Consider the following 20,702-nt stretch of genomic DNA (forward strand, 5'->3'; position numbering starts at 1 on the left):
GTGCTGCTCTCGTCCTGCTCTCCCCGACTCAACCACACCGGTGATTCGATGTATTCCGGCGTGCCCTGGACCGCGGCGATACATCGACCGGCCGAAGGGCCTCGCGTAGCCTGCCGTCGTGCCCCCTCGCCAACGCCCCGTCGGCACGGTGACGCGCGGCACGACGAACCCCAACCGGCTGCGCCGCTGCGACCGGTGGATCGCCGGCCCCCAGGCGTGGCGGCTCCGGCGCAGTCCCGGCCCGCCCGTCGTCGTCGACCTCGGCTACGGCGCCTCGCCGACGACCGCCGTCGAGCTGCACGACCGCCTGAGCGCGGTGCGCCCCGACGTGCAGGTCGTCGGCATCGAGATCGACCCGGCCCGGGTCGCCGCGGGCAAGCCCCTCGAGCGCGACGGCCTGAGCTTCCGGCTCGGCGGTTTCGAGGTCCCCCTCGACGGCGGTGCGCGTCCCACGGTCGTGCGGGCCTTCAACGTGCTGCGGCAGTACGCCGAGGACGAGGTGCCGGCCGCCTGGGCCCTCGTCCAGGAGCGCCTGGCACCCGACGGCCTGCTCGTCGACGGCACCTGCGACGAGATCGGCCGGCGCGCCGCCTGGGTCGCCGTCGGCGCCAGCGGCCCGGTCAGCCTCACCCTGTCGCTGCGGATGGGCGGCCTCGAGCGACCCTCCGACGTCGCCGAGCGGCTCCCGAAGTCGCTGATCCACCGCAACGTGCCCGGCGAGCCCGTGCACGACTTCCTCGCCGACCTCGACCGGGCGTGGGCGCGCCACGCCCCGCACTCGTCGTGGGGGGCCCGGCAGCGCTTCCTCGCGACCGCCGCCGAGGTGCGCGAGAGCTGGCCGCTGCTCGACGGGCCGTCCCGGTGGCGGCTCGGCGAGCTCACCGTCGCGTGGTCGGCCGTGGCGCCGGCCGGGCGGTGAACGCACCCGGGCGCAGACGCAGGTATGCCGCCCGGTGGCCCGGACGGCATACGTGCTGTGTCGCGCGGTGCGGAGGCGTCAGGCGTCCTCAGCGGACGTAGTCGTCCTCGAGGCGCTCGATGTCGGCCTCGTCGAAGTGGCCGAAGCCGACCTCGAGCAGGCGACCCGGCTCGCTGCCGGAGTTGCCCATGCGGTGGATCGAGTTGCGGGGGACCCACACCGTCTCGCCGGGCTGGGCGCTCCACGTGCGGTCGCCGACGGTGACGTCGATGGGCACGTCGAGGACCTGCCACATCTCGCCGCGGTGGTCGTGGCGCTGGAGCGAGAGCCGGTGACCGGGCTGGACCGTGATGATCTTGACGGTGACCTGCTCGTTGGAGACGAACTGCTGGAACTGCCCCCACGGGCGCTCGGCGACGAAGATGTCCTGGGCGGGGTTGCGGTCGCCGCGCTCGTAGTCGTCGGGCAAGTGCGTCGGGCCCTGGCCAGGCGCCACGGCGGCGCCGGAGCGGTGCTGGTCGGTCATAGGTTCCCCCATCGTCGGTGAGAGCCCAGTGTGCCGCAATCCGTCACGCTGGTGCGCCAGACGAAGCGTAGAGCGCCTACCAGCCGGAGCTCGAGCGGCCCCCGAGGCCGCGGACCTGGCGCAGCGCGGGGCGCACGTCGGCGAGGTAGACCGCTGCGCCGAGGAAGCCGGCGAGGCCCAGCAGGCCGATCGGGTTGAACACCGAGATGGACCCGAAGAGCAGCGCCACCCCGGTGATGAGCAGCCAGAAGCGCTTGGTGCGCTTGCCGGCCGCGGCGTAGGCGTTCTCGGGGTGGCGCAGGGCGTCGACGAAGGCGAAGACCTCGCAGCCCAGGGCCACCACTCCGAGGACGAGGGTGACGAGGCTCTGGTAGCCGGCATAGAGCTGCATGTGGGCAGGATAACCCGCTCCCCCGTGCGTCGACCCCTCCCAGCCGGCTCCCAGGCTCGGGCGACGGCGGACGTCAGCGCGCGGTCGGCGGCTCAGACGTCGACGACGAGGGTGACAGGGCCGTCGTTGACAAGCGAGACCTGCATCATGGCGCCGAAGCGGCCCTGCTCGACCTCGATCCCCCGCGCCCGGAGCGCCTCGACGAGGTCGGCGACGACGGGCTCGGCCACCGGGCCGGGCGCCGCCGCGCTCCACGACGGCCGGCGCCCCTTGCGCGTGTCGGCGTAGAGCGTGAACTGGCTGACGACGAGCACCGGGGCCCACGCGTCGGTCAGGCTCTGCTCGTCGCGCAGGATCCGCAGCTCGGCGATCTTGCGCGCCATGCGCTCCACCTGCTCGGGCCCGTCGTCATGGGTGACGCCGACGAGAGCGAGCAGGCCGGGGCGGTCGATGGCCCCGACGACCTCGCCCTCGACCTCGACCCGGGCGCTCGTGACGCGCTGGAGGACCGCCCTCACGAGGGGCTCAGACGCCGACGGCGACGACGGCGCCGACCGGCTGCCCGTGGCCGAGCACGGGCTGGTGCTCGAGCACGGAGAGGACCTCGTCGCTGCCGACGCCGATGCGGCGCAGCACCGCGGCGAGCACGACGCTGCGGGCGCGCGAGGAGCCGTCGGCCACCTTGACCGCGATGCCGCGCCCGTCGGCCAGGCCGACGGCGTAGACGGCCTCGGCGCCGTCCTTGGCGACGAGCCCGTCGACGCCGCGGATGAGCGCGGTGACGTCGCGGTGCGTGCCGCCGAGGTACTCCGGGAAGTCGCGGATGGCCGTCGCGATCTTGGCCTCCGGCCCGTCCGTGGCAGCCGCGAGCCGGCCGAACGACAGGGCCAGGGCGCGCAGCGGCACGGCGTGGATCGGGGCGCCGCAGCCGTCGACGGCGACGGCGCTCGGCTCGGCGCCGGTCAGCTCGCGGACCGTGTCGGTGATGGCGACCTGGAGCGGGTGGCTCGGGTCGCGGTAGGTCGCCAGGTCCCACCCGTTGAGCACGCAGGTCGCGAGCATCGAGGCGTGCTTGCCGGAGCAGTTCTGCACGATCGACTGCTTGGGGCGACCGTCGGCGATCCAGCCGATCCGCGCCGCGTCGTCGTAGGGGTAGTCCGGGGTGTTCTGCAGGTCCGTCTCGGTCAGTCCGGCCCCGGCGAGGATCTCGCGGGCGGCCTCGACGTGGAAATCCTCGCCCGAGTGGCTCGCGCAGGCCAGGGAGAGCAGCCGGCCGTCGGTCGCCAGGCCGCTGCGCACCATCGCGAGCGCCTGCAGCGGCTTGCTCGAGCTACGGGGGAAGACCGCTCCGCTCGAGTCGCCGATCTCGAGCTCGACCGAGCCGTCCGGCGCCGTGACGACGGCCGTGCCGTGGTGCACCGACTCGACGAACCCGGCGCGCACCACGTGGGCGACGATCGGGGCGTCGGTCAGGGCCGCGCTGACGGACGTGGGGGCGGGGACGGACGAGGGCGCGAGGTGATCGGACACGTCCCGCAGTATGCCGGAGCGACGCAGCAGGGCCGCCACCCCTGTCGGGGTGACGGCCCTGTGTCCAGCCCTGCGGCCGGGCGGGACTCAGCTCGTCGAGCTCGTGCTCGCGCTGGGGGTCGAGCTCGAGCTGGAGCTCGTCGTGCTCGAGCTGCTCGTGCTCTTCTTCGCGGTCTTCTTGGCCGGCGTGGCCTTCTTCGCGGCGGTCTTGGTGCCGGCGGTGGCGCTCTTGGCCGCGCCCGCCGTCGTGGCGGTCGCCTTCTTCACCGACTTCTTGGCCGCGCGCTTGGCCGGGGCGGCCTTGCGGGCGACCGTGGCCTGCGGGTCGTCGGTCGTGGCGGAGCTGCGGGCGGCGACCTTGCGGGTCGTCGTGGCCTCGACCGCGTTGTCCTTGCGCGTGGCGGCGGCCTTCTGCGCTGCAGACTTGCGGATGGCGCGCTGGTGGGCGGCGGTGCGCTTGGCCGGGACCGGAGCGGCGGCGGACTCCACGGCGTCGACCGAGGCCTCGACCTGCGAGCCGATCTTCGACGCGTCCTTGACGACGACGTCCATGAGGCTCTTGGCGACCTTCTCGCCCTCGGTGACGGCCGTCTCGGCGACGCGGCGGCCGCGGGTCACGGTGGCGGTGCCGCGCTCGCTGAGGTCGAACGCGGTGCGCTCACCCTGGGCGCGGAGGTCGGTGACGACCTTCTCGCCGCGGGCGGCGGCGGCGTCGTACTGGTCCTTCGCGTTGCTCGCGATGACGAGGCCCTCGTTGATCACGCGTGCCGGGAGGTCCTGGGCCTGCGTGACGAAGCGCTCGGCATACGTCGTCGCGAGCTTCTGGAGCTCCGCGGTGCGGTTCTGGAGGTCGGCGATGCGCTTCTGGAGGTCCTTCTGCAGCTGGTTCGCCTCCTTCTTGGCACCCTTGCGCAGGTCGGCACCCTTGGCCTGACGGCGGGCGACCTCGAGCTGCTCGCCGGCGGTGCGGACCGTGTCGATCGCCATGTTCGCGGCGCCGACGACGGCGTAGAACGGCGTCGGGTCGACCTGGACCTCGGGCATGCGGCCCTCGACCTGGACGAGCTGGCCGCGGACGTCGGCCACGGCGGCCTCGGCCTGCTTCTGCGCGTCCTTGACGGCCTGGGTGATCTTCTTGCTGAGTGCCATCTCAGTTCTCCTTCTCGGTGGACTCGGTGAGCTCTGGGGTCGCGTCAGCGGTGGTGCTGCGCGACGGTCGCCGACGTGGTGCTGCCGGCGTATGCGTGGGGCGCGGTGTCGTGGCGGGTGTCGTCTCGTCGCTGCCGACGAACGAGACGTAGACGTCGACGAGCACCGCGCGCTGGCGGTCGGTGAGGACCGGGTCTGCGGCGATGGCGGAGAGGACGTCCGGCGCGGCGGCAGGGTCACCCTCGGTGACCCGCTCGTCGAGGATGCCGGCACGGACGTAGAGCGACTCGGCGGAGACCTGCAGCCCCTTGGCGATCTGCTGCAGGATCTCGGCACTGGGGCGCTTGAGCCCGCGCTCGATCTGCGACAGGTAGGGGTTGGAGACACCCGCCATCTCGGCGAGCTGCCGCAGCGACAGCTGGGCGCTCTCGCGCTGTTCGCGCAAGTAGGCCCCGAGGTCGGGTAGCGGAAGCTTGCTCATGACTCCATTGTGCTAACTAGAGCAAGCAGATTGCAAACTCTGGGCAGCGTGAGACGCCCCACACTGCCCCGCTGAGCGCCCTGGGGACGCGGTCAGCGGGTGCGACGGTCCTTGATCGCGAGGGCCTCGCGGGCCTCGGCCGTCGTCATCGGTGGCCGCTGCATCAGGGTCGCGAGCTCGGCGGCCCGAGCCACGAGCTCGCTGTTGTGCACGACGGCCCGGCCCCTGGCATACCTCAGGTTGTCCTCCATGCCGACGCGCAGGTGCCCGCCCGCCGAGAGGGCCGCGGCGACGATCGGCAGGTGCGCGCGTCCGATGCCCGTGGCCGACCAGCTCGTCACCTCGGGCGGGAGCGTCGCCACGCCGGCGAGCAGGGCCTGCGGCGTGCCGGGCATCGACCCCGGCACCCCGGTGACGAAGTCGACGTGGACCTTGCCGCCGTAGGGCAGTCCGCACTCGTCGATGAGGCGGCGCAGCGCGTGGACGTGTCCCAGCTCGAACAGCTCGAACTCGGGCACGACCTCGCGCTCCTGCGCCTGGCGGTAGAGGTCGACCATGAAGCCCCACGGGTTGAGGAAGACCCCGTCGCCGAAGTTCGTCGTGCCGCACGTGAGCGAGCACGAGTCGGGGTCGGCGTCGAGCACGGTGAGCCGCTTTTCGAGCGGGTCGGTGATCGCCCCGCCCGTTGACAACTGGACGACGAGGTCGGTGGCCTCGCGCACGCCGTCGACGGCCTCCTTGAGGAAGGCCGGCTCGAGGGTCGGCTGGTGCTCGCGGTCACGCACGTGGATGTGGATGAGCGCGGCGCCGGCCCGCTCGCACGCGACGGCGGTCTCGACGAGCTCCTCCGGTGTCGTCGGCAGCGCCGGCACGTCGGCCTTGGCGCTCTCGGCGCCGGTGGGCGCGACGGTGATCAGGGTGCTCGCGACGCTGCGTGCAGGGCTCATGCGGCTCATCCTGCCAGCGCCGGAGCCGTCGTCGGTCAGGGCGCGACGATGACCGTCTGCGACGCCGAGAGGTCGTCGACGAGCAGCTCGAGGGTGGGGTCGGTGTTGCGCTTGATGACCGCCAGGGCGATGGGGCCGTCGACGTGGTGGCGACCGACGGAGGTCACGCGCCCGACGACCTTGTCGCCGACCCGGACCTCGCTGCCCTGCGCCGGCAGGACGTGCCCGGAGCCGTCGAGGTGGAGGAAGACGAGCCGCCGCGGCGGACGGCCGAGGTTGTGGACGCGGGCCACGGTCTCCTGACCGCGGTAGCAGCCCTTGTGCAGGTGCACGGCGGTGCGGAGCCAGTCGACCTCGTGCACGATCGTGCGGTGGTCGGTCTCCTGCCCGAGGCGGGGACGCCAGGCCGCGATGCGCAGCGCCTCGGCGGCCCAGAGGCCGGCGAGCGGTCGATCGCCCACGGCCGCAACGAGATCCGTGCGGGGGACGAGGATCTCGCGCCAGGCCCGATCGGTGCCGGGGTGGTCGTCGACGGGGCCGTAGGCCGTCGTGTCGCCGACGAGGTCGGGCCACGGGTCGCGCCACGCGAGCGGCTCACCCTCGACCGACTCGTTGGCGTGCGGCTCGCCGAGGACGGCCCAGTCGTCCGTGACGAGGGCGACCTCGACGCGGAGCATGAAACGCATCTTGTCGAGCCAGTCGGCGAGCGCCTGCCCGGCGCCCGGCTCGGTCGTGATCCACGTCGTCGTGCCGTCGTCGACGAGGTGGAGCGAGTGCTCGACGTGACCCTTGGGCGTCAGCACGAGGGCCTCACGCGACTGGCGCGGCTCGAGGCCGAGGAGGTGCTGGGTGGTCAGCGAGTGCAGCCAGCTGAGCCGGTCCGGTCCGGTGACCGTCACGACGTCGCGGTGCGAGAGGTCGACGACCGCCAGGCCCTCCTCGAGGAGGCGCTGCTCACGCATCGGGTCGCCGTAGTGGATCGCGACGGAGGCCTCGGCCCCCTCGCCGGCCACGGCACCGGGGCGCGCCAGCAGCGGGCTCGTCGTCGCCGGTCGGGTGGGCAGCTCCACGTCGCTCATGCTGGAAGGAACGCTCACGGCATACGCCTCATTCCGTAGGCCCCGAGCTCGGCGTGCGTCACTCGACGCGCTTGAGCGTGGCCGACACGTGGCTCTGGAGCTCCTGCCCCACGGCCGCCATGTCCATGACCCAGAGCAGGTTGGACTCGACGAGGCCGTACATGCGGGTGGCGGCGTTGTACTCCTTGGCGCCGGGCGCGCGCAGGACGCCGTCGGTCTTGAGCTGGATCTTGGCCGGCTCGATCTTGCCGTAGTAGAGCTCGAGGATGCCGGTCGGGTGCGCGAGCAGCAGCTCGACCTCGCCGTTCTCGAGCGGGCGCCAGAAGCCGGACTCGACCGCGGCGGGACGCACCTTGGCGCCGTTCTCGGAGTCGAGGATCCAGGCGCGGCTCTCCCACTTGAGGAAGCCCCGCCCGTCGTGGGTCACCTCGACCTCCTGGCCGAAGTGCGCCGACTCGATCGTGGGGTAGCCCACGACGCCGGCGCCCTCCCAGCGTCCGATGAGCCAGGCGAGGGGTCGCAGCGGCTCCGGGATGTCCTGGTCGAGGTTGAACATGCGCCCGATCGTAGCCTGATCCCATGGACTCCCCCGCACGCTCGCTCGTCGTCAAGGTCACCGCCGGAACCGAGGCGCCGGAGCGTCTCTCGCAGGCCTTCACGGTCGCCGCGACCGCCGTCGCGAGCGGCGTCGACGTGTCGCTCTGGCTGACGGGCGAGTCGACGTGGATGGCCGTGCCCGGCCGCGCCGAGGAGTTCGAGCTGCCGTATGCCGCGCCGCTCGTGGAGCTGCGCGACGCGGTTCTCGCGGGTGGCCGGCTCACCGTCTGCACGCAGTGCGCGGCCCGGCGCGAGCTCACCGAGGACCAGCTCGTCGAGGGCGCGGTCATCAAGGGGGCCGCCGTCTTCGTCGAGGAGGTCATGGCTCCGGGCGCGCAGGCCCTGGTCTACTGACCCCGCCGCCTCAGGTGAGGACGGAGAAGAGGCGCACGACGGCGCCGACCACGAGCACCGAGCCCACGCCCGCCCCGACCTGCCCGCGCAACGTCAGCATCGCCGGCTGGAGGGCGAGCACCCGCCGGAACGACCACGACACCGTGCCGGCCGCCGCCCCGATGCCGAGGGCCTCGAGCGGGCCGACCTCGACGAAGCGTGACGCCGCGATGACCGCCGCCAGCACCGACGCCGCGAGCGCGACGAAGCCGAGCAGGGGCGCTGCCACCCGCACGCCGGAGAGCAGGTCGGTGACGACGGCAGCCCCGACGGCCGCCATCGCCACCACGGCGACGGCCTGGCCGCGCGCGGTGTCGGCGGCCACGACGGCGGTCGTGCCCGAGGCGATGACGACCAACCCACCGAACGACGACAGCAGCGTGAGCACGAGACCCTCGCGGCCGGTGCGCCGGACGAGCTGGCCGAAGAAGGAGAGGACGATGCCGAACGCCACGGCGGCCGGCACCCAGAGCAGGTCCTCCCGCAGGGCGCTCAGCACGATGGCCACGGAGGAGGCGGCGAGCACAACGGTCGTCGCCGTCGGCGTCCACGAGCCGGTGAGCAGCGGCCACCCCCAGGCCACCGCGAGCGCGAGCACGAGGGTCACACCCAGCGTCGCGGCATACCCCGAGTCCTGCGCCACGAGCAGCGCGACCGCGGCCACGAACGTGGCCGCGATGCTGACCCAGCGGACGCGGTCGGCGGCCACGGGAGAGAGCGGGAGGTGGAGCGACCCGCCGGCCACCGAGCCGCCAGAGACGTCGGGTCCGGGCAGGGCCGCGTTGTCCTCAGGCACGGGGGCCATTGTGCATCACCCGCCGGCGAAGGGCGGCAGCACCTCGACCGTGCCGCCGGCGGGCACGGGCTCGTCGCGACCCACGGAACGCCCGTCGAGCAGGAAGGTCGCCACGGCGGCCACGCGGGCGAGATCGGGGTGGGCGGCGACGGAGGCCTCGACGACCTGGCCGACGGTCGCGCCCGCCCGCTGCTCGCTGTCGGTGCCGGCCGCGGCACGGGCCGCGGCCCAGTAGCGCACGGTGACCGTGCGCGACTCGGGTGCACTCGGGGGCATCTCACTCCGTCTCATCGTTGGCGCGGTCCGGTTCGCTGGTGACCAGTCTCGCCTATCCTGCATGAGATGGCCCGCCTGCTGCTGCTCACCAACGCGCTCGCCCCGAGCGCCGAGGTGCTGCCTGCCCTCGGGCTGCTGAGCCACACGGTGCGCATCCTGCCGGCCGAGGCCACCGCGCTCGTCGACTCGCCCGACTGCGACGTCGTCATCGTCGATGCGCGGCGGGAGCTGGCGAGCGCACGCTCCTTGTGCCGGGTGCTGCGCACCACCGGGATCGGCACCCCGCTGCTGGCCGTCCTCACCGAGGGCGGCCTCGCTGGTCTCACGGCCGAGTGGGGCCTCGACGACGTGCTGCTCGACTCCGCCGGGCCGGCCGAGGTCGACGCGCGCCTGCGCCTGGCCATGACCAAGGGCCAGGACGACGACGCCGACCTGGACATGCCGATCACCTCGGGCGAGCTCGTCATCGACGAGTCGTCCTACTCCGCGAAGTTCCGCGGGCACCCGCTCGACCTCACCTACAAGGAGTTCGAGCTCATCAAGTACCTCGCCCAGCACCCGGGCCGCGTCTTCACGCGTGCGCAGCTGCTGCAGGAGGTCTGGGGCTACGACTACTACGGCGGCACCCGCACCGTCGACGTGCACGTGCGGCGCCTGCGCGCCAAGCTCGGCCCCGACCACGAGACCCTCATCGGCACGGTCCGCAACGTCGGCTACCGCCTCGTCCCCGACCGGGCCGACTCCCCGTCCACCGAGACCGCCGACGCCTGAGCGGGACGTCGTCCGGTCGACGACGCAGAACGGCCCGGCTCCAGAGGAGCCGGGCCGTTCTGCGTCAGGAGACCGCGGTCACTGCTTGGTGATGCGGGTGAGCGCCCCGGGCGTGTACGGCGAGACGCTCTTGAGGTAGTTGGCGAACGCGTCGATGTCGAGGCCGCCGAAGAAGACGTCCGTGCCCTTGAGGAACGTCGGGAACCCGTCGCCCCCGCCTGCCAGGAAGTTGTTCGTCACGATGCGGTAGGTCTGCGTGTCGACGAGAGGCGTTCCCTTGAGGGTCACCGTGCCGAGCGTGGTGCCCGAGTAGGTGTACGCGAAGTCCTTGCTGACCTGCAGGATCTTCGCCGTCTTGCTGTTGTCGCCGCTCCACTGCTCCTGGAGCAGGGACTTGATCTGCGCACCCGTGAGCGTCATGGAGACGAGGTAGTTGTTGAACGGCTGCACGGTGAAGGCCTCACCGAAGGTGACCTCGCCGGGCGCCTCGCCGTACGGCGAGAACGCGTAGGTGAGGTTGGTCCGGATGCCGCCCGGGTTCATGAACGCGATGACCGGGGTCTGGCCACCGGTCACCACCGACGGGTCGGCCAGCTGCGCATCGGCGATGAGGTCACCGAGTGCGCTCTCGCCGCCCGCGTTGGGCGTGGTGGTGACGTCCTTCGTGATGGACCCGAGGACCTTGGAGGCCACGCCGACGACGAGCTTGTTGTAGAGGGCGATGAGAGACGTCTGCGCAGGGTCCTTCGCCACGTCGCGCGACACGATCCGGTTGGCCGAGCTGGCGTACGGGTCAGCGGCCGCCGGACGCACGATGTCGCTGGTGCGGCGGTCGAACTTGACGTTCGTCTCGGTGTAGAGGCGACCGAAGGAGGACGCGGACGTCACGAGGCGCGGCTGGCCGGCCGGGTCCGGGATGTTGCACACGTAGGGCTGGTGGGTGTGGCCGGAGATGACCATGTCGATCGCAGGGCTGAGGTCGCGCGCGATGGGCAGGATCGGCGACTCGGCGGACAGGGACCCGCTCTTGCACGCGTAGTCGTAGGGCGTGTTGGCCGGCGGCACACCGCCCTGGTGGACGAGCACGACGATGGCGTTGACGCCCTGCGCCTTGAGCACCGGGACCAGCGCGTTGGCCGTGGCCACCTCGTCCTTGAACTCGAGGCCGGCGACACCGGAGGCCGTCACGATTCCGGGCGTGTCCTTGAGGGTCATGCCGATGAAGCCGACCTTGGCGCCGTTGAAGTTCTTGATCGCGTAGGGCGGCAGGATCGTCTTGCCCGTCGACGTGTCGATCACGTTGGCCGCGAGGTACTGGAAGTTCGCACCGGTGAAGGGGTGGTCGGCGCAGGAGTTCTGGTTGTCCTTGCCGTCACCGTCGTCGATGCACCCGCCGTTCTGGAGACGCTGGAGCTCCTTGAAGCCCTCGTCGAACTCGTGGTTGCCCACCGACGTGATGTCGAGGCCAAGGGAGTTGAGCGACTCGACGGTCGGCTCGTCGTGGAAGGCCGCGGACAGCAGCGGCGACGCGCCCACCATGTCGCCCGCTGCGACGGTGACCGTGTTGGCGTGGCCGACGCGGGCCTGCTTCAGGTGGGTTGCGAGGTACTCGACCCCACCCGCGAGCTTGTAGTTGACCAGGTCGGTCCGGTCGCCGTCGCCGTCGATGTCGTTCACGTCCACGTACGGCGTCACCGTGATGCGGCCGCTCGAACCCGACGGAGGTTCGAGATTGCCGTGGAAGTCGTTGAAGGACAGGATCTGGAGGTCGATCTGCGTCTTGCCCGGAGCCTTGCTCGTGTCTGGCCCGGCGGTGGGTGCGGCCAGGGCCGGTGCCGCGAGGGCCGCGGCGCAGATCCCTGCGACGGCGACGCCCGTGATGCGGCGGGTGGTACGGGACATGTGTCTCCCCTTGGTCTGCTGGGTGGATCGCGTGCCCATCGGCACCCACGGGAGGCTAGTGCCCCGCGGGTGCGCGGTGGGGCTTGCTGAGTGACGGTGTTGTGAACGACAGGCAGCGCCGACCCGGAGCGGTCCCGGAGGCGTCCGAAGACTCCCGGAGTCGTGAGTTGCGGTGCAGGGCCCCCGCGCCCTGCACCGGACCCTAGCCGGGACGGGCGACGAGCGGGAGACCCCAGGACGTCGCTGTGGTGGAATCGCGGTATGCCGCGCCCGACGGTCGCCCTGCGCGACGCGACCACCCCGCTCACCGCCGACGAGTCCGCCGCCGTGCTCGCCCTCGCCGAGGAGGCCGCGTCGGTCGACGGCTCGCAGGCGCTCTCGGAGCAGTTCCGGCTCTCCGCGCGGTCGCGCGAGCACGACGGGGTCGACCACCTGCTCGCGACCGACGCCGAGGGCGCGCTCGTCGGCTACGCCCAGTCCCGCACGGGCGAGGGACCGGCGTCGGCCGAGCTCGTCGTCTCACCCGCAGCCCGCCGGTCGGGCGTGGGCACGGCGCTGCTCGCGAGCCTGCCGGACGGCATACGCGTCTGGAGCCACGCGACGGGAGCAGCGGCCGACGCCGCGGCCGCGTTCGCCCGCGCCAACGGCCTCGTGGCCGTCCGCTCGCTCCACGTCATGGGCCGCTCGCTGCAGGAGGGGCTGTCGTGGCCGGCCGCGTCGCTCGACGGGAGGTATGCCGTCCGCTCCTTCGAGCCCGGACGTGACGAGGACGCGTGGCTGGCCCTCAACGCCGCGGCCTTCGCCCACCACCCCGAGCAGGGGTCGCTGCGTCGGGCCGACCTCGACCAGCGCATGGCCGAGCCGTGGTGGGACCCGGCCGGCCTGATCCTCGTCGTCGAGGCGGACGCCCCCGACGTGCTCGCGGCCTCTCACTGGACCAAGGTCGACCCGCCCGGAGGGGACGTCGGTGAGGTCTACGTCGTCGCCGTCTCCCCCGACCGCCAGGGCCAGGGACTCGGCCGGGCCGTCACCGTGCTGGGCCTGGACCACCTGCGCTCGCTCGGCCTGGACCGGGTCGTGCTCTACGTCGACGAGGACAACGTCGCCGCCGTGCGCACCTACGCCGCGCTCGGTTTCGTCGACGTCGAGGTGCACCGGCAGTACGCCCGCCAGGACGCGCCGGACACGGCGTCCGAGGCCCCGGTCGCACCGGTCCCCGGCTGAGACGAGTTCACCCCGAGGCCACCTATCGGTGCCACGATGGGCGCATGAGCACCGGCAGCCTCACCACCCCCGACCTCCACGAGCAGGATGCACCGGCCGCGGCCGAGCGGGGCGCTGCACCCGAGGAGCCGACGAGCGAGCCCTCGGAGGTCAGCTCGTTCACGAGCACCGTCCCGACGCGGCGCGTGCCCGCGCGGGCCGCGAACGGCCGCTTCGTCGGGGCTCCCGGCCAGGGTGACGAGGAGGACGACCTGCCGGCCGACCGCTACCTGGAGCGGGAGCTGTCGTGGCTGCAGTTCAACGAGCGGGTGCTCCAGCTGGCCATGGACCCGGCCGTGCCGCTGCTCGAGCGGACCCGCTTCCTCGCGATCTTCGCCAACAACCTCGACGAGTACTTCATGGTGCGGGTCGCCGGGCTCAAGCGCCGCATCGCGACCGGCCTCGCGGTGCGCACGGCGGCTGGGCTCGAGCCCCGCGAGCTGCTCGAGCGCATCGCCCGCCTCGCCCACGAGCTGATGCAGCAGCACGCCGGCGTCTTCCAGCACGACGTGCGCCCCTCCCTCGAGGACGAGGGCATCACCGTGGTGCGCTGGGACGACCTTGACGAGGACGACCGCGAGCCGCTCCACTACTTCTTCGCCGACCGCGTCTTCCCGGTGCTCACGCCGCTCGCGGTCGACCCGGCGCACCCGTTCCCCTACATCTCCGGGCTGTCGCTCAACCTCGCCGTGCTGCTCCAGAACCCCAAGACCGGCACCGAGCACTTCGCCCGCGTCAAGGTGCCACCGAGCCTGCCGCGCTTCATCCTCGTCGAGGAGGACGTCGACGCCGACGTCGAGCGCAAGCGCTTCGTGCCCCTCGAGGACGTCATCGCCAGCCACCTCGACCAGCTCTTCCCCGGCATGCTCGTGCAGGAGCACTTCTCCTTCCGGGTCACCCGCAACGAGGACCTCGAGGTCGAGGAGGACGACGCCGAGAACCTCCTGACCGCCCTGGAGAAGGAGCTGACCCGGCGCCGCTTCGGGCCGCCGATCCGCCTCGAGGTCGAGGACGACATCGACCCCAAGGTCCTCGACATGCTCGCCCGCGAGCTGCAGATCAGCGACCGGGAGATCTACCGGCTCCCGACCCCGCTCGACCTGCGGGGACTGTTCACCATCGCCGACGTCGACCGCAGCGACCTCGAGTTCCCGAAGTTCTTCCCGCGCACGCACCCCGACTTCGCGCCGACCGAGAGCGCCAAGGCCATCGACCTGCTCGCCGCGGTCCGGCAGAAGGACGTGCTCGTCCAGCACCCCTACAACTCGTTCTCGACGTCGGTGCAGGCCTTCATCGAGCAGGCCGCGAACGACCCGAAGGTCCTCGCGATCAAGCAGACGCTCTACCGCACCTCGGGCGACTCCCCCATCATCGACGCCCTCATCGACGCCGCCGAGGCCGGCAAGCAGGTGCTCGCCGTCGTCGAGATCAAGGCGCGCTTCGACGAGGTCAACAACATCTCCTGGGCCCGCAAGCTCGAGGAGGCGGGCGTCCACGTCGTCTACGGCGTCGTCGGCCTCAAGACCCACGCCAAGCTGTGCCTCGTCGTGCGCCAGGAGTCCGAGGGCCTCGTGCGCTACTGCCACATCGGCACCGGCAACTACAACCCCAAGACGGCGCGCGTCTACGAGGACTTCGGCCTCTTCACGACCGACCCGCAGGTGGGCGAGGACCTGTCGCGCCTCTTCAACCTCCTGTCGGGCTTCGCGCCCCGGAGCAAGTTCAAGCGGCTGCTCGTCGCGCCCCGCTCCGTGCGGTCGGGCCTCATCGACCTCATCGACGAGGAGATCGAGCTCCACGAGTCGCGCCGCGAGGGCGCACCGGCCGGACGCATCGTCATCAAGGCCAACTCGATCGTCGACGAGGCGCTCATCGACGCGCTCTACCGGGCGAGCATCGCCGGCGTCCGCGTCGACATCTGGGTGCGCGGCATCTGCGCCCTGCGTCCCGGCGTCGAGGGGCTCTCGGAGCACATCCGGGTCCGCTCGATCCTCGGGCGCTTCCTCGAGCACTCGCGGGTCTTCTGGTTCGACCACGGCGGCGACCCGCAGGTCTACATCGGCAGCGCCGACATGATGCACCGCAACCTCGACCGCCGGGTCGAGGCGCTCGTGCGCATCGCCGACCCCGGCCACGTCGTCGAGCTCGCCGACCTCATCGACCTCGCGTTCGCCGACACGACCTCGCGCTGGGACCTCGGCTCCGACGGCCGCTGGGTGCGCCACCACCTGTCCGACTCCGGTGAGCCGCTCGACGACCTGCAGGGCAGGCTCATCGAGCGACACGACAAGCGGCGCCGCAAGGCACGCCGTCGCTGACCGGCATACGACCACCCCATCAGGCAGACTGGCGCCCGTGTCCTCCGTGATCCCCGCCGCCGGCACGCTGCCCTGGCGCCGCCGCGACGGACGCCTGGAGGTCGCCCTCGTCCACCGGCCGAAGTACGACGACTGGTCGTGGGCCAAGGGCAAGCTCGACCCCGGGGAGCACGCGTGCGTCGCCGCGACCCGTGAGACGCTCGAGGAGACCGGCCTCGTCGTGCGTCTCGGGGTGCCGCTGCCGTCGGCGGAGTACCCCGTGCTCGACCAGACCGGCGGCCCGGCGACGAAGAAGGTGCACTACTGGTCGGCCCGCGTCACGGGAGGCACCGGGGCGCTCGAGCACGAGATCGACGAGGTCGCCTGGGTCGACGTGCGCACGGCCCACGACCGCCTCGACTACGCACGCGACCGCGAGCAGCTGCTCGCCCTCGTCCGCGCCGACCGGGCCGACGAGCTGCGCTCGTGGCCCATCGCGTTCGTCCGCCACGCCAAGGCGACCCCGCGCGGCAAGTGGGACGGCGACGACCGCAAGCGCCCGCTCGACGCCGTCGGCCGCGCCCAGGCCGCCACGGTCGCGGCCGTGCTCGACGCCTACGGCGTGAAGCGGGTCGTCTCCTCGTCGTCGACCCGCTGCGTCGCCACCGTCGAGCCGTATGCCGTCAGGACCGGACTGCGCCTGCGCACCCGTGACGTGCTCTCCGAGGAGGGCTTCGCCGAGAGCCAGGTCGGCGCCGTCGCCCAGGTCCAGCGCCTGCTCGAGCGTGGCGATCCCGCCGCACTGTGCAGCCACGGGCCGGTGCTGCCGACCCTCCTCGGCCTGCTCCACGCCCGGGTCTCCTCCTCCCCGGAGCGCGGCGACCTCGTCGCCGAGCACCTGCGGGCCGCCGCCGACGAGGCGATGCACAAGGGCGAGGTGCTGGTGTGCCACCTCGTCGGACGCGGCGAGGACGCGCGCGTCGTCGACGTCGAACGCATCGACACCTGAGCCCTGCTCGAACCCTTCATCGTGGGCCGGTCCCGGCCGGGTCGCATCCCGAGGTGGCGGCCCACCCCAAGACGTCGCCCCTCGTTCACCCTGCGTTAACCGCACGTGGACCGCTGGTCATCCTGCGGACCTATGTTCGCCGTGGATCACCATCCAGCAACGTCGCTCGGATCTGACCGACCGACCACCAGGAACACCCCATCGAGAGGGATCACACTCGTGTCTGTTTCGCGTATCAGCGCTCTCGGCGCCATCGCCCTGTCCGGCGCTCTTGCGCTCTCGGCCTGCGCGTCCGAGAACAACGGCGCCACTCCCGGCGCGGGCTCCACCGCAGGCGGCTCCGCCGCTGCGGGCGACTGCTTCAGCGGCGACCTCAAGGCCGAGGGCTCCTCGGCGCAGAAGAACGCCATCGACGAGGCGATCAAGGCGTACCAGACGAACTGCGCCGACGCCAACATCGACTACCAGCCCACCGGTTCCGGTGCCGGCATCAAGCAGTTCATCGCCAAGCAGGTCGACTTCGCCGGCTCCGACTCGGCCCTCAAGACCGAGCCCAAGGACGGCAAGATCGAGGCCGACGACGCCAAGGCCTCGTGCGGCTCCGACGCCTGGAACCTGCCCATGGTCACCGGTCCGATCGCGATCGCCTACAACGTCAAGGGCGTCGACAAGCTCGTGCTCAACGCCGAGGTCGCGGCCAAGATCTTCGACGGCAAGATCACGACGTGGAACGACCCGGCCATCGCGGCGATCAACAAGGGCGTCACGCTGCCCTCGACGCCGATCAAGGTCTTCTTCCGCTCCGACGAGTCGGGCACGACCGAGAACTTCACGAAGTACCTCAAGGCCGCCGCTCCCGACGCCTGGTCCTACGACACCGGCAAGAAGTGGACCGGCAAGGGCGAGGGCAAGGAGAAGTCGGCCGGTGTCGCCACCGCGGTGAAGGGCCAGGACGGCGGCATCACGTACGTCGAGCTCTCCTACGCCCAGCAGAACCAGCTGCCGATGGCCCAGATCGACACCGGCTCCGGCCCCGTCGAGCTGACCGCCGAGTCGGCCGGCAAGACGATCGCCACGGCCAAGCAGACCGGCACCGGCAACAACCTCGCGCTCAAGATCGACTACGCCACCAAGGAGGCCGGGGCCTACCCGATCGTCCTCGTGACGTACGAGATCGTCTGCTCGAAGTACGCCGACGCCGAGACGGGCAAGAAGGTCAAGAGCTTCCTCAAGTCCTTCGCCTCCGACTCCGTCCAGAAGGGCCTCGAGACCAAGGGCTACGCCCCGCTGCCGGCCGAGGTCGCCACCAAGGTCCAGACCGCGGTCGACGCGATCTCCTGAACCTCCGCCTGACCCGGACGGAGCGATCCGACCGGGTCGACCACGCAGGGGCGGGCGCCGCAACCGGCGTCCGCCCCTGCGCCAGTACCACCCGAACGAAGGAAGAGGCCTCCACGTGTCCACAGTGACCGGCGTGTCCGCCACGGACCAGGCTCCCGGGCCTGACGGGAAGCAGCCCCTGCAGGGCGACCGGGCATCCACCGGCCGTTTCGGCGACCGTCTCTTCGGCGGCGCCGCGACGGCGTCCGGTGTCGTCGTCATCGCCCTCGTCAGCCTCATCGCGGTCTTCCTCGTCGTGCAGGCCGTGCCCGCCCTGATGAACAACTCGGAGAGCTTCTTCACGAGCCGGGTCTGGGCACCGGGCGGCGAGAAGCCGGCCTTCGGCATCCTCGAGTTCCTCTGGACGACGGTGACCGCCTCGACCATCGCGATGCTCGTCGCGGTGCCGGTCGGGGTGGCCGTCGCCCTCTTCATCACCCAGTACGCGCCCACCTGGATGAGTCGTCCGGCGGCCGGCCTCGTCGACCTCCTCGCGGCCGTGCCGTCGATCGTCTACGGCCTCTGGGGCCTCATCGCCTTCGCGCCGGTCTTCAAGCCGGTGCAGGGCTGGATCGAGAGCGCCCTCGGCTGGTTCCCGCTCTTCGCGCCGACCGGCATCAGCGGCGGCACGATCTTCTTCATCGGCATCGTGCTCGCGATCATGGTGCTGCCGATCGTGACCGCGCTCTCGCGCGAGGTCTTCGACCAGACGCCCATCGCCCACAAGGAGGGCGCGCTCGCGCTCGGGGCCACGCAGTGGGAGATGATCCGCACCGCGGTGCTGCCCTTCGGCCGTCCCGGCGTCATCTCCGCCTCGATGCTCGCCCTCGGCCGTGCGCTCGGCGAGACGATCGCCGTCACCTTCCTCGTGTCGGCCCTCTCCGACGGCAGCCCGTGGACGTGGTCGCTCTTCAACGGCGGCGAGACGTTCGCCTCGAAGATCGCCAACAACGCGGCGGAGTTCAGCAACCCGGGCAAGACCGGCGCCTACATCGCGGCCGGTCTGGTCCTGTTCGTGCTGACCTTCGTCGTCAACAGCATCGCCCGCGTCGTCATCGAGCGCAGGAAGGCCTTCACCGAATGAGCACCGCCACCGACCGCCGCGTCCCTGACGACCAGGTGGCTCCGGGCGAGCCCGTGACGCCCCCGGGCGGCCGGCCGGGCCGCGACGCGCTCTCCGAGATGAGCCACCCGCACCGCGGCCGCAGGGCCAAGGACGTCGTCGCTCGGATCGTCATGTGGGCCGCCTTCGCGCTCGCCATGGTCCCCCTCGTGTGGATCCTCGGCACCGTCATCGGCAAGGGCTTCCACATGCTCACCACGGCGACGTGGTGGACCGGCAACCAGCGCAACATCAACTCCGACGACTTCGGCGGAGGCGCCCGGCACGCCATCGAGGGCACCCTGACGATGGTCGGCTTCACCGCCCTCATCGCGGTGCCGATCGGCATCCTCACGGCCGTCTACCTCGTGGAGTACGGCCGCGGCCGGCTCGCCAAGGCGATCAGCTTCACCGTGGACATCCTCTCGGGCGTGCCGTCGATCGTCGCCGCCCTGTTCATCTACGCCGTGTGGGTGACGACGTTCGGTCTCGGCCGTTCCGGCTTCGCCGCGGCGCTCGCCCTCGTGCTGCTCATGATCCCCGTCGTCGTGCGCTCGACCGAGGAGATGCTGAAGCTCGTGCCCAACGAGCTGCGGGAGGCGGCCTACGCCCTCGGTGTGCCCAAGTGGGTCACCGTCGTCAAGGTCGTGCTGCGCACGGCGTTCTCCGGCATCGTCACCGGCGTGCTGCTCGGCATCGCCCGCGTCATGGGCGAGACGGCGCCGCTGCTGATCCTCGCGCCGTACACGAAGAACTTCCAGCGCGACCTGTTCAACGGCAACTTCCCGACGCTGCCGATGATGATCAACCAGGACCGCGGCGACTTCGCACTGTCCACCGCCGCCGAGCGCATGTGGGGCGCCGCCCTCACCCTGATCATCCTCGTCCTGCTGCTCAACCTCATCGGCCGGGTCATCGCGCACTTCGGCTCGGTCAAGAAGTAAGAGAAAGCGAACCCCTGACATGGCAAAGCGAATCGACGTCACCGACCTCAACGTCTACTACGGCGGCTTCAAGGCCGTCGAGGGCGTCTCGATGACGGTCGAGCCCCGTTCCGTCACGGCCTTCATCGGCCCGTCCGGCTGCGGCAAGTCGACCTTCCTGCGCACCCTGAACCGCATGCACGAGGTAGTCCCCGGCGGCCGCGTCGAGGGCAAGGTCATGCTCGACGACCAGGACCTCTACGCCAGCTCGATGGACCCCGTCACCGTGCGCCGCACCATCGGCATGGTGTTCCAGCGGCCCAACCCGTTCCCGACGATGTCGATCTACGACAACGTCGCCGCGGGCCTGCGCCTCAACGGCGTCAGGAACAAGAAGACCCTCGACGGCATCGTCGAGACCTCGCTCAAGGGCGCCAACCTCTGGAACGAGGTCAAGGACCGTCTGAACAAGCCGGGTGCCGGCCTCTCCGGTGGCCAGCAGCAGCGCCTCTGCATCGCGCGTGCGATCGCGGTGCAGCCTCAGGTGCTGCTCATGGACGAGCCGTGCTCGGCCCTCGACCCGATCTCGACGCTCGCGATCGAGGACCTCATCAACGAGCTCAAGAACGAGTTCACGATCGTCATCGTCACGCACAACATGCAGCAGGCGGCCCGCGTCTCGGACCGGACGGCCTTCTTCAACCTCAAGGCGACCGGTGAGCCGGGCCGTCTCGTCGAGATCGGTGACACGACGCGGATCTTCAACAACCCGACCGAGCAGGCCACCGAGGACTACATCTCCGGCCGCTTCGGCTGAGGGTCGTCGAGGCTCGCAGGCCCGCGGGCTCCGCAGCGACACAGGAGAAGTGCCCACCCGAGGTCTCGGGTGGGCACTTCTCGTATGCCGTGTGCCGTATGCCGTGCGGCTGCGGCCGCCCGGTGCGCGCCGGGCGGCGCGTGCCGGTCAGCGC

The 20,702-nt window shown here is 71.5% G+C and carries 22 protein-coding genes; 10 read left to right on the forward strand and 12 right to left on the reverse strand.

What is annotated here, in order from left to right:
* Window positions 1–118 precede the first annotated feature (118 nt).
* Window positions 119–919 carry a class I SAM-dependent methyltransferase gene (locus tag U5C87_RS00290; protein WP_330474674.1) on the forward strand — a complete coding sequence of 267 codons (801 nt, stop codon included), beginning with the start codon at window positions 119–121 and terminating at the stop codon, window positions 917–919.
* Window positions 920–1,007: 88 nt separating this feature from the next.
* Here U5C87_RS00290 and U5C87_RS00295 read toward each other — a convergent pair whose 3' ends face one another.
* The 9 genes from U5C87_RS00295 to U5C87_RS00335 all read right to left on the reverse strand — a co-directional run bounded on the left by U5C87_RS00295 (window position 1,008) and on the right by U5C87_RS00335 (window position 7,578).
* Window positions 1,008–1,445: a phosphomannose isomerase type II C-terminal cupin domain gene (locus U5C87_RS00295; protein ID WP_081920522.1), complete on the reverse strand. Its 438-nt coding sequence runs from the start codon at window positions 1,443–1,445 to the stop codon at window positions 1,008–1,010.
* A gap of 76 nt (window positions 1,446–1,521) precedes the next feature.
* A complete protein-coding gene (locus U5C87_RS00300) occupies window positions 1,522–1,836 on the reverse strand; it encodes a DUF2516 family protein (protein WP_330474675.1) in 315 nt (104 codons plus the stop codon).
* Window positions 1,837–1,928: 92 nt separating this feature from the next.
* Entirely contained in the window at window positions 1,929–2,354 is a 426-nt protein-coding gene (gene dtd, locus U5C87_RS00305; RefSeq protein WP_330474676.1) for a D-aminoacyl-tRNA deacylase, read from the reverse strand.
* 7 nt (window positions 2,355–2,361) lie between these two features.
* Complete coding sequence (locus tag U5C87_RS00310; RefSeq protein WP_330474677.1) at window positions 2,362–3,366, reverse strand: asparaginase; 1,005 nt, start codon at window positions 3,364–3,366, stop codon at window positions 2,362–2,364.
* A gap of 87 nt (window positions 3,367–3,453) precedes the next feature.
* Complete coding sequence (locus tag U5C87_RS00315) at window positions 3,454–4,515, reverse strand: hypothetical protein (RefSeq protein ID WP_330474678.1); 1,062 nt, start codon at window positions 4,513–4,515, stop codon at window positions 3,454–3,456.
* 1 nt (window position 4,516) lies between these two features.
* On the reverse strand, window positions 4,517–4,996 hold the full coding sequence (locus tag U5C87_RS00320; RefSeq protein WP_330474679.1) for a helix-turn-helix domain-containing protein: 480 nt from the start codon (window positions 4,994–4,996) through the stop codon (window positions 4,517–4,519).
* Window positions 4,997–5,088: 92 nt separating this feature from the next.
* Entirely contained in the window at window positions 5,089–5,943 is an 855-nt protein-coding gene (locus U5C87_RS00325) for a 3-keto-5-aminohexanoate cleavage protein (protein ID WP_330474680.1), read from the reverse strand.
* Window positions 5,944–5,978: 35 nt separating this feature from the next.
* Window positions 5,979–7,022 carry a CAF17-like 4Fe-4S cluster assembly/insertion protein YgfZ gene (gene ygfZ / locus U5C87_RS00330; protein ID WP_330474681.1) on the reverse strand — a complete coding sequence of 348 codons (1,044 nt, stop codon included), beginning with the start codon at window positions 7,020–7,022 and terminating at the stop codon, window positions 5,979–5,981.
* Window positions 7,023–7,080: 58 nt separating this feature from the next.
* Window positions 7,081–7,578, reverse strand: a complete 498-nt coding sequence (locus U5C87_RS00335) for an FABP family protein (protein ID WP_030199640.1) — start codon at window positions 7,576–7,578, stop codon at window positions 7,081–7,083.
* A 23-nt stretch (window positions 7,579–7,601) separates the two neighbouring features.
* Here U5C87_RS00335 and U5C87_RS00340 point away from each other — a divergent pair, with 23 nt between their 5' ends.
* Window positions 7,602–7,973 (forward strand): DsrE family protein, encoded by a 372-nt coding sequence (locus U5C87_RS00340; RefSeq protein WP_330474682.1) that lies wholly within the window; start codon window positions 7,602–7,604, stop codon window positions 7,971–7,973.
* 10 nt (window positions 7,974–7,983) lie between these two features.
* Here the strand turns inward: U5C87_RS00340 and U5C87_RS00345 are convergent, their stop codons facing one another.
* Both U5C87_RS00345 and U5C87_RS00350 read right to left on the reverse strand, forming a co-directional pair.
* The gene (locus U5C87_RS00345; RefSeq protein ID WP_330474683.1) at window positions 7,984–8,817 is read right to left on the reverse strand and encodes a hypothetical protein; all 834 of its coding nucleotides are present in this window, start codon (window positions 8,815–8,817) and stop codon (window positions 7,984–7,986) included.
* A gap of 6 nt (window positions 8,818–8,823) precedes the next feature.
* Window positions 8,824–9,084, reverse strand: coding sequence for a MoaD/ThiS family protein (locus U5C87_RS00350; protein WP_330474684.1), 261 nt, complete (start codon window positions 9,082–9,084; stop codon window positions 8,824–8,826).
* Window positions 9,085–9,150: 66 nt separating this feature from the next.
* Here U5C87_RS00350 and U5C87_RS00355 point away from each other — a divergent pair, with 66 nt between their 5' ends.
* Window positions 9,151–9,855 (forward strand): response regulator transcription factor, encoded by a 705-nt coding sequence (locus U5C87_RS00355; protein ID WP_030199630.1) that lies wholly within the window; start codon window positions 9,151–9,153, stop codon window positions 9,853–9,855.
* Between the two features lie 78 nt (window positions 9,856–9,933).
* Here the strand turns inward: U5C87_RS00355 and U5C87_RS00360 are convergent, their stop codons facing one another.
* Window positions 9,934–11,757, reverse strand: coding sequence for a bifunctional metallophosphatase/5'-nucleotidase (locus U5C87_RS00360; RefSeq protein ID WP_330474685.1), 1,824 nt, complete (start codon window positions 11,755–11,757; stop codon window positions 9,934–9,936).
* Window positions 11,758–12,018: 261 nt separating this feature from the next.
* On the opposite strand from U5C87_RS00360, the gene mshD reads away from it, so the two are divergent.
* From mshD to pstB, 7 genes are all read left to right on the forward strand, one after another.
* Entirely contained in the window at window positions 12,019–12,981 is a 963-nt protein-coding gene (mshD, locus tag U5C87_RS00365) for a mycothiol synthase (protein WP_330474686.1), read from the forward strand.
* 44 nt (window positions 12,982–13,025) lie between these two features.
* Window positions 13,026–15,338, forward strand: a complete 2,313-nt coding sequence (locus U5C87_RS00370; protein WP_330474687.1) for an RNA degradosome polyphosphate kinase — start codon at window positions 13,026–13,028, stop codon at window positions 15,336–15,338.
* Between the two features lie 37 nt (window positions 15,339–15,375).
* The gene (locus U5C87_RS00375) at window positions 15,376–16,326 is read left to right on the forward strand and encodes an NUDIX hydrolase (protein WP_330474688.1); all 951 of its coding nucleotides are present in this window, start codon (window positions 15,376–15,378) and stop codon (window positions 16,324–16,326) included.
* A gap of 219 nt (window positions 16,327–16,545) precedes the next feature.
* On the forward strand, window positions 16,546–17,667 hold the full coding sequence (pstS, locus tag U5C87_RS00380; protein WP_330474689.1) for a phosphate ABC transporter substrate-binding protein PstS: 1,122 nt from the start codon (window positions 16,546–16,548) through the stop codon (window positions 17,665–17,667).
* A 115-nt stretch (window positions 17,668–17,782) separates the two neighbouring features.
* On the forward strand, window positions 17,783–18,790 hold the full coding sequence (gene pstC, locus U5C87_RS00385; protein WP_330474690.1) for a phosphate ABC transporter permease subunit PstC: 1,008 nt from the start codon (window positions 17,783–17,785) through the stop codon (window positions 18,788–18,790).
* Window positions 18,787–19,752 (forward strand): phosphate ABC transporter permease PstA, encoded by a 966-nt coding sequence (gene pstA, locus U5C87_RS00390; RefSeq protein WP_330474691.1) that lies wholly within the window; start codon window positions 18,787–18,789, stop codon window positions 19,750–19,752. The genes pstC and pstA overlap by 4 nt, the downstream gene beginning before the upstream one ends.
* A gap of 19 nt (window positions 19,753–19,771) precedes the next feature.
* The gene (gene pstB, locus U5C87_RS00395; protein ID WP_330474692.1) at window positions 19,772–20,548 is read left to right on the forward strand and encodes a phosphate ABC transporter ATP-binding protein PstB; all 777 of its coding nucleotides are present in this window, start codon (window positions 19,772–19,774) and stop codon (window positions 20,546–20,548) included.
* Window positions 20,549–20,702 lie beyond the last annotated feature (154 nt).

It is taken from the genome of Terrabacter sp. C0L_2 (assembly GCF_036352015.1).
GTDB lineage: Bacteria > Actinomycetota > Actinomycetes > Actinomycetales > Dermatophilaceae > Terrabacter > Terrabacter tumescens.